13 protein-coding genes are annotated in these 13073 nt (G+C 72.7%); 11 read left to right on the top strand and 2 right to left on the bottom strand.

The annotated features are described in order from the left end of the window. The first annotated feature begins 3 nt into the window (after positions 1–3). From gspG to gspF, 11 genes are all read left to right on the top strand, one after another. The gene (gene gspG, locus Q8X39_RS14855) at positions 4–435 is read left to right on the top strand and encodes a type II secretion system major pseudopilin GspG (RefSeq protein WP_305750462.1); all 432 of its coding nucleotides are present in this window, start codon (positions 4–6) and stop codon (positions 433–435) included. A gap of 10 nt (positions 436–445) precedes the next feature. Next, complete coding sequence (locus tag Q8X39_RS14850; protein ID WP_305750461.1) at positions 446–970, top strand: pilus assembly FimT family protein; 525 nt, start codon at positions 446–448, stop codon at positions 968–970. Continuing rightward, positions 954–1331 carry a type II secretion system minor pseudopilin GspI gene (gene gspI / locus Q8X39_RS14845; RefSeq protein WP_305750460.1) on the top strand — a complete coding sequence of 126 codons (378 nt, stop codon included), beginning with the start codon at positions 954–956 and terminating at the stop codon, positions 1329–1331. The genes Q8X39_RS14850 and gspI overlap by 17 nt, the downstream gene beginning before the upstream one ends. Further along, positions 1328–2014, top strand: a complete 687-nt coding sequence (locus Q8X39_RS14840) for a PulJ/GspJ family protein (protein WP_305750459.1) — start codon at positions 1328–1330, stop codon at positions 2012–2014. The genes gspI and Q8X39_RS14840 overlap by 4 nt, the downstream gene beginning before the upstream one ends. Beyond that, complete coding sequence (gene gspK / locus Q8X39_RS14835; RefSeq protein ID WP_305750458.1) at positions 2011–3009, top strand: type II secretion system minor pseudopilin GspK; 999 nt, start codon at positions 2011–2013, stop codon at positions 3007–3009. The genes Q8X39_RS14840 and gspK overlap by 4 nt, the downstream gene beginning before the upstream one ends. Before the next feature lie 73 nt (positions 3010–3082). Continuing rightward, complete coding sequence (gspL, locus tag Q8X39_RS14830; RefSeq protein ID WP_305750457.1) at positions 3083–4369, top strand: type II secretion system protein GspL; 1287 nt, start codon at positions 3083–3085, stop codon at positions 4367–4369. Then, on the top strand, positions 4366–4932 hold the full coding sequence (gene gspM / locus Q8X39_RS14825) for a type II secretion system protein GspM (protein ID WP_305750456.1): 567 nt from the start codon (positions 4366–4368) through the stop codon (positions 4930–4932). The genes gspL and gspM overlap by 4 nt, the downstream gene beginning before the upstream one ends. 117 nt (positions 4933–5049) lie before the next feature. Continuing rightward, a complete protein-coding gene (gspN, locus tag Q8X39_RS14820) occupies positions 5050–6042 on the top strand; it encodes a type II secretion system protein N (protein ID WP_305750455.1) in 993 nt (330 codons plus the stop codon). A 2-nt stretch (positions 6043–6044) separates the two neighbouring features. Next, on the top strand, positions 6045–8306 hold the full coding sequence (gene gspD / locus Q8X39_RS14815; protein ID WP_305750454.1) for a type II secretion system secretin GspD: 2262 nt from the start codon (positions 6045–6047) through the stop codon (positions 8304–8306). After that, entirely contained in the window at positions 8257–9735 is a 1479-nt protein-coding gene (gene gspE, locus Q8X39_RS14810; protein WP_407068018.1) for a type II secretion system ATPase GspE, read from the top strand. Before gspD ends, gspE begins: the two co-directional genes overlap by 50 nt. Positions 9736–9845: 110 nt before the next feature. Beyond that, positions 9846–11066, top strand: coding sequence for a type II secretion system inner membrane protein GspF (gspF, locus tag Q8X39_RS14805; RefSeq protein ID WP_305750452.1), 1221 nt, complete (start codon positions 9846–9848; stop codon positions 11064–11066). 239 nt (positions 11067–11305) lie between these two features. Here gspF and Q8X39_RS14800 read toward each other — a convergent pair whose 3' ends face one another. Both Q8X39_RS14800 and Q8X39_RS14795 read right to left on the bottom strand, forming a co-directional pair. Then, positions 11306–11563 (bottom strand): MoaD/ThiS family protein, encoded by a 258-nt coding sequence (locus Q8X39_RS14800; RefSeq protein WP_305750451.1) that lies wholly within the window; start codon positions 11561–11563, stop codon positions 11306–11308. Positions 11564–11701: 138 nt separating this feature from the next. After that, positions 11702–12955, bottom strand: coding sequence for a sialidase family protein (locus Q8X39_RS14795; RefSeq protein WP_305750450.1), 1254 nt, complete (start codon positions 12953–12955; stop codon positions 11702–11704). Positions 12956–13073 lie beyond the last annotated feature (118 nt).

The following is a 13073-nucleotide window of genomic DNA, read 5'->3' as shown; positions in this document are numbered from 1 at the left end:
CCGATGTCCCCACGTGCCCGCCACCTGATCCGGCGCGGCTTCACCCTGATCGAGCTGATGGTGGTGCTGGTCATCATCGGCGTGCTGGCCGCCCTGGTCGTGCCCAACGTGCTCGACCGCGCCGACGATGCCCGCGTCACCGCCGCACGCACCGACATCGGCAACCTGATGCAGGCGCTCAAGCTCTACAAGCTCGACAACCAGCGCTACCCGACCGGCGAACAGGGCCTGCAGGCGCTGGTCGCGCGGCCGTCGTCCGGACCGAACCCGCCCAACTGGAAGCCCTACCTCGAGAAGCTGCCCAACGACCCGTGGGGCCGCCCCTACCAGTTCGCCAACCCCGGCGTGAAGGGCGAGATCGACGTGTTCTCGCTCGGCGCGGACGGCCAGCCCGGCGGCGAAGGCAAGGACGCCGACCTCGGCTCCTGGCAGTGAGCCTGCAGCCGTGAGCCGCGGCCAGCCGGCCCGGCATCCGGGTGCCCAGCGCGGCTTCACGCTGCTGGAGCTGATGATCGTGGTGGCGCTGATCGCTGTGGCCAGCGCGGTTGCCAGCCTGGCCCTGCCCGATCCGGCGCATACGCGGCTCGAACAGGAAGCCGCGCGGCTGGCGACGCTGCTAGAGGCCGGCCGAGCCCAGTCGCGCGCGCTGGGCCTGCCCGTGCGCTGGGGTCCGGGTCCGTCGACGCGGCCGGATGCCGGCTCGGTGACCCGCCCCCTCGACGCGCCGCCCGATGCCTTCCACTTCGACGGCCTGCCCGAAGGCCACGACCTGCCGCTGCGCTGGCTGGTGCCCAGCGCCGAAGCGCTGCAGGTCGAGCTGCCGCCGGGCCGGACGTCCATCCCGCTCGGCCCCGAGCCGGTGATCGGCGCACAGCGCGTCGTGCTGCGGCTGGGCGAACGCCGCATCGCACTGGCCAGCGACGGCATCGGCCCCTTCCGCGTGGTGAACGACGATGCGGCGCAGCCCTGAGGCCAGGCCGCGCCGCGGCCTGACGCTGATCGAGGTGCTGGTCGCGCTGGCCATCGTGGCGATCACGCTGGCAGCCGGCCTGAAGGCGTCGGCGGCGTTGACGTCCAACACCCAGCGCCTTGCCGACACGCTGGCGGCGCAGTGGTGTGCCGACAACCTGCTGACCGAGCTGCGCCTGACGCGCCAGTTCCCGGCCGTCGGCGACACCGACATCAACTGCGAGCAGCTCGGCGCCGGCTACCGCGGCGTGCTGGTGGTGCGACCCACGCCGAACCCGAACTTCCGCCGCGTCGACGCCCGCATCACCGACCTGCAGGGCCAGCCCATCCTGCAGCTCACGACCATCCTGCCGCGCCAGTGAAGCCGATCGCCCATCCCGCCCGCGCCGATCGGGGCTTCACGCTGATCGAGGTGCTGGTCTCGCTCTTCATCCTCGCGCTGATGGCGGGCATGGCCTGGCAAGGCGTCGACATGGTGGTGCGCAGCCGCGAGACCGTGCAGGCGCGCATGGACGGCCTGCTGCGCCTGCAGTCGGTGACCGGCCAATGGGAAGCCGACCTGGGCAACGTGCTGGACACGCAGCAGGTGCCGGGCCTGAACTTCGACGGCGCGACGCTGCGCCTGACGCGGCGCTTCGAGGACGGCGTGCAGGTGGTCGCCTGGACCCTGCGCGGCGGCCGCCTGCAGCGCTGGACCAGCTCGACGCTGCGCGATGCCGAAACGCTGCAGGACGGCTGGCTGCGCAGCTACCAGCTGCTGGGCAACGAGCCCGGCACGCTGACGCTGCTCGAACGGGTCGCGACGATGCAGGTGTACGTCTTCCTGTCGAGCAGCAACGCCTGGAGCAACGCGCAATCCAGCGGCGACGTCGCGACGAACGGCGGCGCCACGAACGGCGGCTCCAGCGGCGACGGCAACAAGGCCAAGCCAGCCACCGGCCTGCGCGAGGCGCTGCCCGACGGCGTCCGGCTGCTGCTGAAGTTCGGCGAGGGCGCGACCCACGCCGGCACGCTGCAGCGCGACATCCGGCTGGTCCACCCATGACACGCCGACCCGCTCCGATGGGTGCGCAGCGCGGCGCGGCGCTGCTGACGGCCATGATCATCGTCACGCTGATCACGACGTTGGCCGCCGGCATGGTCTGGCAGCAATGGGTCGCCGTGCAGGTCGAGGCGGCCGAGCGCAGCCAGGCGCAGGCGCGCTGGATCCTCAACGGCGCGCTCGACTGGGCCCGGCTGATCCTGCGCGAGGACCAGCGCACCAGCGACGTCGACCACCTCGGCGAGCCCTGGGCGGTGCCGCTGGCCGAGGCCAAGCTGTCGACCTTCCTGGCCGCAGACCGCAACAACAACGCCGACGAGGCCGGCGCACCCGAGGCCTACCTGTCGGGCGTGATCCGCGATGTGCAGGCCCGCTACAACCTGCGCAACCTGGTGCGGGAAGGCAAGGTCCAGCCCGAGGAGCTGAAGACGCTGATGCGGCTGTGCGAGCTGATCGGCCTGCCGCCGTCGGTCGCGCCGCTGATCGCCGACAGCCTGCGCCAGGCCATGCCGGGCACGACGGTCGAACTCAACGGCATCGACGACAGCCGCCGCCGCACCCCGCTGCTGCCGGCCAGCGTCGACGACCTGGGCTGGCTGGGCCTCACACCGGCGACGGTGCAGCGCCTGGCGCCCTTTGTCGCCTGGCTGCCGGCCAACACCCCGGTCAACCTGAACACCGCGCCGCGCGAGGTCATCGTCGCGGTCGTGGCGGGGGTCGACCTGGCCGGCGCGGAACGGCTGGTGCAGGCGCGGCTGCGCAAGCACCTTCAGCAGGTCGAGGACGCCCGCGAGGTGCTGGGGCCGGGCGCGGCGCTGGACAGCCAGCGCCTGGGCGTCAACTCACGCTATTTCGAGGTCGACGGCACCATGCGCCTGGACACGCTGGTCGTCAGCCAGCGCTCGCTGCTCGAACGCAACCCGCAGAGCCGCGACGTGCGGGTGCTGATGTCGCGCCGGATCGATCCGGCAACAGTTCGCACGTCACTCCAGCAATGAATTGCAACCCCATGATTCGGCGGGATTTCCGTACCCTGCCACCTACAATCGCCGACGGCTTTTCCACATCCCCATGAGCGTGCTGATCCTTCAATTGCCCCCCCGCGCACGCCTGCTGGCAGGTGCCGCTGCGGGCAATCCGGACGGCGCGGGGCGAGGCCCGGAAGGCTGGCAGCACGTCCTCAGCGCGGACGGTCGCTCGGTCGGCAGCGAAGGCCGGGCCCCGCTCGCGCTGCTGCCCGCGGCCACCAGCACGGTGCTGGTCTGCGCACCCGGCGACGTCAGCTTCCACCGCATCACCGTGCCGCGTGCGCCGGCCTCGCGCATGGACGGCGCGCTGCGCGGCCTGCTCGAAGAGCTCGTGCTCGACGACATCGACGGGCTGCACCTGGCCCTCGAACCGGGTGCGCAGCCCGGCTCGGACGCCTGGGTCGCGGTGATGGACGCCACCGCGCTGAAGGCCGCCATCGAGCGCCTGGAAGCCGCCGGCAGGCCGGTCGACCGGGTCGTGCCGGCCCAGGTGCCGGGCGCTCTGCCGGCCATGCTGGACATCGCCAGCGTGCTGGCCGAAGCGGACGACGCCGGTGCCGACGACGGCCGCGCCTGGGTCACGTTGAGCCAATCCGACGGGCTGCTCGCGTGGCCCTGGAACACCGCTGCCGGACGCCCCGGCGCGCTGACCCAGGCCCTGCTGCCCGACCCGCTGCCCGACGACCTGCAGTGCAGCGCCAGCCCGGCGCTGGTGCAGGCCGCCGAGGCCTGGCTGGGTCGACCGGTGGCCGTGCGCACGCCGGCCCAGCGCCTGCTGGGCGCCTCGGAAGGCCGCTGGAACCTGCGCCAGTTCGGACTGACGCCGCGCCACCGCGGCGCGACCGTGCTGCGCGATGCCCTGACCCGCCTGCGCAGCCCCGCCTGGCGTCCGGTGCGCTGGGGCCTGGCCGGGCTGATCGGCGTGCAGCTGATCGGCCTGAACGCCTGGGCCTGGCAGCAGCGCAGCGAACTGGCCGACCGCAAGGAGCGCATGACCCAGCTGCTGCGCAGCGCCCACCCGCAGGTGCGCGCCATCCTGGACGCGCCGGTGCAGATGCGGCGCGAGAACGAGTCGCTGCGCGCCGCCGCCGGCAAGGCCGGCGACACCGACCTGGAGCCGATGCTGCAGGCCCTCGCCAGCGCCTGGCCCGACAAGCTGCCGGTGCAGACGCTGCGCTACGACAACGGCCGCCTGACGCTGGCCGCGCCGCAGCTCGGCGACGACGAGGTCGCGCAGCTGCGCAGCCGGCTGCAGCCAGCCGGCTGGCGCATCGAGGGCGGCGCCCAGCAGCTGGCGCTGACCCGCGCAACCGCCGGAGCCGCGCGATGAGCCGGTCCCTGACGCCCACGCGCCACCGACCGGCGCCGGCCAGCGCCCTTGGCGCGCGGCTGCAGCCGCTGGCGGCGGCACTGGCACCGCACACCGCGCCGCTGCGCGAACGCTGGTCCGCGCTGGCCCCGCGCGAGCGCCGCATGGTGGGCTGGGCCGCCGCGGCGGTCGGCCTGCTGCTGGTCTGGCAGATCGCGGTGCAGCCGGCCCTGAACACGCTGCGGACCGTGCCGGCACAACGCGCCGCGCTGGACCTGCAGCTGGCCGAGATGCAACTGCTGGCGCAGGAAGCGCGCGAGCTGCGGGCCTTGCCGCCGATCTCGCCCGAGCAGGCCGAGGCGGCGCTGCGCGCGGCCGTCACCCGGCTGGGCGCCAACGCCAAGCTGCAGATGGCCGGCGACCGCGCGACCATCACGCTGACCGGCCTTGATGCGGCCACCTTGACCGGCTGGCTGGCCGAGGTGCGCGGCGCGGCCCGCGCCCGCGTCGTCGAGCTGCAGGTCAACCGCATTGGGGCGCTGTACGGCGGCAGCGTCGTGCTGGCGCTGGGGCGTCCGGGCTGATCGCAAGCGGATCGACCACAGATCGCCCACACATCGCCCATACAACGCCCACACAACGCCCACCCATCTCGCACTCCCTGCAACGACCACACCCCCATCACGCGACGCCCTCAGCCCATGTCCCGCCGCCTGCCCGCCCTCCCTGCCTGGTCGCTGCGCCGCCGCGAGCCCTCGCTCGCCGGTCTGCCGTCGGCCTTCGGCAGCGGCGCGCCGGGCCGGCGCCTGGCCACGCTGCAGCGTGAACGCGAGGCCGCCCATGCCGAGCGCCAGCCGCGCCGCTGGGCCTTCTGGGGTGCGCTGCTGGGCGGCCTGCTGACGCTGGTCGCCTTCGCGCCGGCGCGCTGGCTGGCCGATGCGGTCGCCAGCGCCAGCCGCGACCAGGTCCAGCTGGCCGACGCGCGCGGCACCGTCTGGTCCGGCGACGCGGTGCTCGTGCTGGGTGCCGGCGCCGGCAGCCGCGATGCCCGTGCCCTGCCCGGCCGGCTGGGCTGGACGCTGCGCCCGACGCTGCTCGACGGCCTCGGCCTGGCCCTGAACCTGCGCCAGGACTGCTGCATCCAAGGCACCGCCGAAGTCCGCGTGCAGCCCGGCTGGGGCCGCGTCGCCGTGCGGGTGCAGGGTCTGGACGATCCCGGCAGCCGCAGCCCCGGCGCCGCCGCCCCTGAACCCGACGGCAGCCGCTGGATCGCCCAGTGGCCGGCCGCCTGGCTGGTCGGCCTGGGCACGCCCTGGAACACGCTGCAGCCCGGCGGTGCGCTGCGCCTGGGCACGCAAGGCCTGAAGCTCGAATGGGCCGCCGGGCGGTTCTCGATGGAAGGCCAGGCCGTCCTGGAACTGCGCGACTTTTCCTCGCGCCTGGCCACGCTGCCGCGCCTGGGCAGCTACCGCATCGCCATCAGCGCCGACCCGGCCCAGGCCGGCACCGCCCAGGTCGGCCTGAGCACCCTCGACGGCGCCCTGCTGCTGTCGGGCCAGGGCAGCTGGAGTGCCAGCGGCCTGCGCCTGCGCGGCGAGGCCAGCGCGGCCGAGGCCGACCAGGCCGCGCTCAGCAACCTGCTCAACATCATCGGACGGCGCGACGGCGCGCGCTCCGTGCTCACGATCGGATGACCATGAAGCTGCGTCCCGCTCCGGCCGCATCCCGCCCTGCCCGGCTGCGCCTGCAAGGGCTGGCCGCCACGCTGCTGTCCTGCGCGGTGCTGGCCCCGTCGCTGACGCCGCTGGCCTGGGCGCAGAACCCCGGCGCCGCGACGCCGCCCGCCGCCGCCAAGCCGCCGGCCAGCGCCGCCTCGTCCACCCGCAGCCGCGCGGCCCAGCGCGAGCTGGTGCAGATCAACTTCGTCAACGCCGAGATCGACGCGGTGTCGCGTGCGATGGCCGCGATCCTGGACCGCCAGATCGTGGTCGACCCGCGCGTCAAGGGCACGATGACGCTCTACAGCGAGCAGAAGCTGACCCAGCGCGAGGCCTTCCTGAACTACCTCGCCGCGCTGCGCGGCCTGGGCTTCGCGGTGGTCGAGGTCGCCGGGCTGCTCAAGGTCGTGCCCGAGGCCGAGGCCAAGCTGCAGACCGGTTCGGTCTCGGTCGGATCGGTGGTCGGACGCGGCGACCAGATCCTGACCCAGATCTTCCGCATCCAGCACGAGAACGCCAACAACCTGGTGACCGTGCTGCGCCCGCTGATCACGCCGAACAACACGATCAACGCCAACCCGGGCAACAACAGCCTGGTGATCACCGACTACGCCGACAACCTGCAGCGCCTGGCCAAGATCATCGCGGCGCTGGACGTGCCTTCGCACAGCGGGCTGGAGGTCTTCCCGCTGCAGCACGCGCTGGCCTCGGACCTTGCGCCCATCGTCCAGCGCTTCGCCGACGGTGGCGCGGCCGCGGCGGGTGCGGCGCCGGGTACTGCGGTCGTGTCGGTGGTGGCCGACCCGCGCACCAACGCGCTGCTGATCCGCGCACCCAACCCGGCCCGGCTGGCCGCCGTGATCGCGGTGATCGACAAGCTCGACCGACCGACGCCCGCCGGCGGGCCGGCCGGCAACATCTACGTCGTCTACCTGAAGAACGCCGATGCGGTGAAGCTCGCCCAGGTGCTGCGTGCGGCCTACGGCGCGGGTGGCGGCTCCGGCGGCGGCGCCGGTGGCAGCGGCGCGACCGGCCTGTCGGCCGGCACGCCGGGCCAGGGCCAGACACTGGCGGCGGCCGGCGGCAACAACGCCGCGTCGCCGCAGAGCACGGCCCCGGTCGCCGCAGCCGCCAGCCCGTCGACCGGCGGCTTCATCCAGGCCGACCCGGCCACCAACTCGCTCATCATCAGCGCACCCGAACCGGTCTACCGCCAGCTGCGCGGCGTGATCGACCAGCTCGACGCGCGCCGCGCGCAGGTCTATGTCGAGTCGATGATCGTCAAGATGGACGCGACCCAGGCGGCCGAGTTCGGCTTCCAGTGGCAGACGCTGCTGGGCAGCAAGGGCGACAAGTACGGCGTGGCGGTCGGCACCAACTACTCGGCCACGGCCGGGGCCGGCTCCAACATCGTCAACCTGTCGCTGGCCGCGTCGACCAACACCGCGCCGTCGCTGGGCACCGGCCTGAACGTCGGCCTGTTCAAGGCCATCAACGGCGTCTACACGCTGGGCGCGCTGGCCCGCTTCCTCGAATCGAACACCGGCGCCAACATCCTGTCGACGCCCAACCTCGTCTCGCTCGACAACGAGGAGGCCAAGATCGTGATCGGCCAGAACGTGCCCTTCGTGACCGGCACCTTCACCAACACCGGCACCGGCACCGGCGCGACCAACCCGTTCCAGACCATCGAGCGCAAGGACGTCGGCCTGACGCTGCGGGTCAAGCCGCAGATCGGCGAGAACGGCACCGTGCGCATGGTGATCTTCCAGGAGAACTCGACCGTCACCTCGGTCTCGTCGACCGCCGGCCCGACCACCGACAAGAGCTCGATCGAGACCACCGTCGTGGTCGACGACGGCCAGATCATGGTGCTCGGCGGGCTGCTCAAGGACGACTTCGGCGACAACGAGGAAAAGGTCCCCGGCCTGGCCAGCATCCCGCTGCTGGGCAACCTGTTCCGCTCCGAGAAGCGCCAGCGCACCAAGAGCAACCTGCTGGTCTTCCTGCGCCCGGTCGTGATGCGCACGCAGGACGATGCCAACGCGCTGACGCTGGACCGCTACGACGCGATCCGGGCCCAGCAGCTCAACGGCCAGCCCAAGCCTTCGGTGATCGGCAACATCAACGAGTCGGCCGTGATCCCCGAGATCCGCCGGCCGGGGACTGCCGGGTCGGCACCGGCTGCGCCTGCCGCAGCGGCTCCGGCCGACTGGGGCAAGCCGGCCACCGGCCGCTGAGCAGGGACGCCGCATGCGCCATCCGCTGCCCTACGCCTGGGCCAAGGCCCAGCGCATCCTGCTGGAGGACGACGGCCAGCGCCTGGTGCTGTGGACCGACGCCGCCGTCGACCGCAGCGCGCTGGCCGAGGTCCAGCGCCTCTACGCGGTCGACGCGCTGGAACTGGAGCCGCCCGAGTCGCTGGCCCGCCGCATCGCCGCGGCCTATGCCGGCGGCGAGTCGAGCGCCGCCGCGGTCGTCGGCGAGGTCGAGAGCGCCGTCGACCTGAGCCGCATGATGCAGGACCTGCCAGCGGTCGAGGACCTGCTGGAAGCCAGCAACGACGCGCCCATCATCCGCATGCTCAACGCGCTGCTGACGCAGGCGGCCAAGGACGGCGCGAGCGACATCCACATCGAGCCCTACGAGCGCAGCAGCGCGGTGCGCTTCCGCGTCGACGGCACGCTGCGCGAGGTGGTGCAGCCCAACAAGGCGCTGCATGCGGCGCTGATCTCGCGCCTGAAGATCATGGCCGAGCTGGACATCGCCGAGAAGCGCCTGCCGCAGGACGGCCGCATCTCGCTGCGCATCGGCGGGCGGGCCATCGACGTGCGTGTCTCGACCCTGCCCGGCGTGCATGGCGAACGCGCGGTGCTGCGCCTGCTGGACAAGGGCGAGGCCAAGTTCTCGCTGGCCGGCCTGGGCATGGAAGGCGACACGCTGGCGCGCTTCCAGCGCCTGATCGCCCAGCCACACGGCATCGTGCTCGTGACCGGCCCGACCGGCTCGGGCAAGACCACCACGCTCTACGCCGGCCTGGCCGAGGTCGACACCAGCACGACCAACGTGCTGACGGTCGAGGACCCGGTCGAGTACGAGCTGCCCGGCATCGGCCAGACGCAGGTCAACGCCCGCATCGACCTGACCTTCGCCAAGGCCCTGCGCGCCATCCTGCGGCAGGACCCGGACGTCATCATGATCGGCGAGATCCGCGACCACGAGACCGCGCAGATCGCGGTGCAGGCCTCGCTGACCGGTCACCTGGTGCTGGCCACGCTGCACACCAACGACGCGCCCAGCGCCGTCACCCGCCTGACCGACATGGGCATCGAGCCCTTCCTGCTCAGCTCCAGCCTGATCGGCGTGCTGGCCCAGCGCCTGGTGCGCAAGCTCTGCGGCGACTGCAAGCGCCAGGACGAGCGCGGCCGCTGGCATGCGGTCGGCTGCGAGGCCTGCGGCCGCACCGGCTACCGCGGCCGCACCGGCATCTACGAGCTGCTGGTGGCCGACGACAAGATCCGCGCGCTGGTCCACAACCGCGCGGCCGAATCGCAGCTCTTCGTGGCGGCCGAGCAGGGCGGCATGAAGACGATGCGCGAGGACGGCATGCGGCTGGTCGCCGCCGGCATCACGTCCAGCGAAGAACTGCTCCGCGTCACCCGGGAATGACGGGCCCCCACGCTGATGTCTTCGGCCCCGCGCTGCCCCCCGGAGGGGCGCGCCCGGCCTTGGGGCGGCCCGCCGGCCGAGCGTGCGCCGGCCCTGAAGGAATCTGAGCCATGCCCGCCTACCGTTTTGAAGCCCTCGACGCCGACGGCAAGACCCAGACCGGGCTGCTGGACGGCGACAACGCCAAGGCGGTGCGCTCGATGCTGCGCGCCCGTGCGCTGGTGCCGATGGAGGTGCAGCCGGTGGCCAGCAACGAGAGCGGCGCGCAGGTCGGGGCGTCGATGATGCGCAAGCGGGTCTTCACCTCGACCACGCTGGCGATCTGGACCCGCCAGCTCGCCGGCCTGGTCGCCGCCGGACTGCCGCTCGAACGCGCCCTGACCGCCCTGGCCGACGAGGCCGAGGAGCCGCGCCAGGCCGAGCTGCTGGCGCACCTGCGCGCCGAGGTCAACGCCGGCTCCACCTTCGCCCGCGCGCTCGGCACCGCGCCACGCGAGTTCGACGACATTTACCGCGCGGTGGTCTCGGCCGGCGAGCAGACCGGCCAGCTCGGCCGCGTGCTCGAGAAGCTGGCCGACGACCTGGAAGAACGCCAGGCGCTGAAGGCCAAGCTGATCGGCGCGGCGCTCTACCCGGCCATCGTCTCGCTGGTGGCGATCGTCATCGTCGTCTTCCTGGTCACCTACGTGGTGCCGCAGGTCGCCCAGGTCTTCGTTGGCGGCAAGCGCGCGCTGCCCTGGCTGACCAGCGCCATGCTGGGCATCAGCGCCTTCCTGCGCGGCTGGGGCTGGCTGCTGCTGCTGGCGGTCGCCGGCGCGGTCGGCACGCTCAAGCTGATGCGCCGCAACGCCGCCACGCGCGAGCGGCTGGACGCCGGCTTCCTGACGCTGCCGCTGCTGGGCAAGCTCGCCCGCGGCTACAACGCGGCCCGTTTCGCCGGCACGCTGGCGATGCTGGCTGGCGCGGGCGTGCCCATCCTCAAGGCGCTGCAGGCGGCGGCCGAGACGCTGTCCAACGAGGCCATGCGGGCCGACGCGATGGACGCGCTGGCGCAGGTCCGTGAAGGCGCGCCACTGGGATCGGCGCTGGCCGCCAAGAAGCGCTTTCCCGGCCTGCTGGCCATGTTCGCCCGCCTGGGCGAGCAGACCGGCGAGCTGCCGCAGATGCTGCAGCGCGCCGCCAACCAGCTCGGCACCGAGGTCCAGCGCCGCGCCATGCAGACGGCCACCATCCTGGAGCCGCTGCTGATCGTCGTGATGGGCCTGGCCGTGATGCTGATCGTGCTGGCCGTGCTGCTGCCCATCATCCAGCTCAACACCTGGGTGAAATAAGGCCCCCGGTCACGCGGGTACGCGTGATCCGCCCCCCGGGGGGGCTGGCGCAGGCCGCTTGGGGCGGCCCGGCGCTGGCCTGCGGGCGCGGCAGGTGAGGGTCCTTGCGCCGGTCCACGATGGCGGGGACCTGTTCTTGCGGCGGCACGGCGCTCGGGTCACCGGCGCGTTGTCATTCGCCGCGCTGGGCCAACAGGCGCGACTGGGCAGGTTGGCGGCAACCCGGCGCCGTTTCTGCGCTAGCCGCCGCTCAGGGCCTGCACGATGTGCACGGGTACGGCCGGATCGAGCGGGCGGCCGAGGTCGTGGACCGGCCGGGCATCGATGAACACGCGCATGTGCGGCCGCAGCCGGTCCTGCTCGTCGACCATGCGGAAGCGCAGGCCGGGGTACTGCCGGTCAAGGTCCCGCAGCAACGCGTCCAGCGTCGCGCCGTCGGCCTCGACCCACATGCGCCGGGTGTACGACAACAAGGACGACGGAATCAGCACCTTCACCTGTTCTTCTCCAACGTACTCGACCGCGCCGGCCATTCATCCAGCCCCCCGCCATGGATCCGGCTCCGCTGGTCCATCGTCGGGCAGCCCCCTCGGGGGGTAGCGAGCGAAAGCGAGCTTGGGGGCTCACATCCTGGCTCACGTTCTCCAGGCCGCTTCCACCGAATAGATCTCGGGCAGATGCCGCGCGATGCAGCGCCAGCTCTCGCCCTCGTCGGCACTGGCCCACAGCTCGCCCTGGGTCGTGCCGACATAGAGTCCCACGCGCTTGCAGTCGTCGCCCGTCATGGCCTGGCGCTTGATGGTCCACCAGGCCTGTTCGGGCGGGAAACCCTGGTCCTGGCGGGTCCACGTGCGCCCGCCGTTGCGGGTCACGTAGGCGGCCGGCTTGCCCTGCGGCGCGGTGCGCGGCCACACGTCGGTGCCGTCCATCGGGAAGACCCAGGCGGTGTCGGCCTCGCGCGGGTGCACCACGATGGGAAAGCCGATGTCGCCGACCTTCTTGGGCATCTTGCGGCCGACCCGCGTCCAGGTCGTGCCGGGCCGGTCGAGGCGGTAGATGCCGCAGTGGTTCTGCTGCCAGAGCCGGTCCGGGTTGCTCGGCGCGAGGCGCACGCAATGCGGGTCGTGGAAGGTCGGCTCGCTGGCCTCGAAGCCGCCGACGACTTCCATGCCGTCGAGCAGCGGCTGCCAGGTCTCGCCGCCGTCGAGCGACTCGTGGAAGCCGCCGCCGGACATGCCGAAGTAGAGGTGCCGGCGGTCGCGCGGATCGATCAGGATGGAGTGCAGCTTGGGCCCGTCGGGCGTGCCGTCCTGCACCGTGCCCATCCACGGCCGCATCGTCATGTTGTCGTTGACGCCGGGCAGGCCGCGCCAGGTCTTGCCACCGTCGTCGCTGCGGAACAGGCCCTGGGGCGAGGTGCCGGCATACCAGCTGCCGGGCTCGTCGGCCGGGCCGGGCGCGAGGTGGAAGGTGTGGTCGACGCTGCGGCCGACCTGGCCTTCGGGCGCCTTGTCGAAGGCTGGGGGACGCTCGGCCTCGGTCCACTTCCGGCCGAAGTCGGTCGAGCGGAAGATGGTCGGCCCGAGGTGACCGGTCTTGGCAGAGGCCAGCAGCGTGCGACCGTCGCGCGGGTCGAGCACGAGGTGCTGGACCACGTGGCCGTGGAAGTGCGGCCCTTCCAGTGCCCAGGTCTTGCGCTTGGCGTCGCCGCGCAGGATCCATGCACCCTTGCGGGTCGCCACCAGCAGGACCAGCTCGCGCGGGGCAGTCTTGCCGGCTGACTTGCCGGCTGACTTGCCGGATGCCTGGACTGCGGGCTTCGCGTCCGTCTTCCCGACCCGGCCCTTCGCGCTGGCGGCCGTGCGGGCCGCCGGTTTCTTTGTCGCCATCGTGTCTCCTCGTCGCCAGCCTTCCGGGCCGGTGCGGCACGCAGTGTCACGCGCTGATGCGGGCTCGTCCAGACCTTGTCGAGTCCTGCCATGACCGGTCGCATCGGCATGCGCATTG

Source organism: Leptothrix discophora (assembly GCF_030705305.1).
In the GTDB taxonomy this organism is placed as follows: Bacteria; Pseudomonadota; Gammaproteobacteria; order Burkholderiales; family Burkholderiaceae_C; genus Sphaerotilus; species Sphaerotilus discophorus.
Note: the sequence above shows the minus strand (reverse complement) of the source record. Positions and strands in the feature narration are given on the sequence as shown.

Excerpts from the sequence above, each read along its gene's own strand:
- gspG (WP_305750462.1), top strand. The coding sequence starts at position 4 with ATGTCCCCACGTGCCCGCCACCTGATCCGGCGCGGCTTCACCCTGATC.
- gspI (WP_305750460.1), top strand. The coding sequence starts at position 954 with ATGCGGCGCAGCCCTGAGGCCAGGCCGCGCCGCGGCCTGACGCTGATC.
- gspK (WP_305750458.1), top strand. The coding sequence starts at position 2,011 with ATGACACGCCGACCCGCTCCGATGGGTGCGCAGCGCGGCGCGGCGCTG.
- gspL (WP_305750457.1), top strand. The coding sequence starts at position 3,083 with ATGAGCGTGCTGATCCTTCAATTGCCCCCCCGCGCACGCCTGCTGGCA.
- gspM (WP_305750456.1), top strand. The coding sequence starts at position 4,366 with ATGAGCCGGTCCCTGACGCCCACGCGCCACCGACCGGCGCCGGCCAGC.
- gspN (WP_305750455.1), top strand. The coding sequence starts at position 5,050 with ATGTCCCGCCGCCTGCCCGCCCTCCCTGCCTGGTCGCTGCGCCGCCGC.
- gspD (WP_305750454.1), top strand. The coding sequence starts at position 6,045 with ATGAAGCTGCGTCCCGCTCCGGCCGCATCCCGCCCTGCCCGGCTGCGC.
- gspF (WP_305750452.1), top strand. The coding sequence starts at position 9,846 with ATGCCCGCCTACCGTTTTGAAGCCCTCGACGCCGACGGCAAGACCCAG.
- Q8X39_RS14795 (WP_305750450.1), bottom strand. The coding sequence starts at position 12,955 with ATGGCGACAAAGAAACCGGCGGCCCGCACGGCCGCCAGCGCGAAGGGC.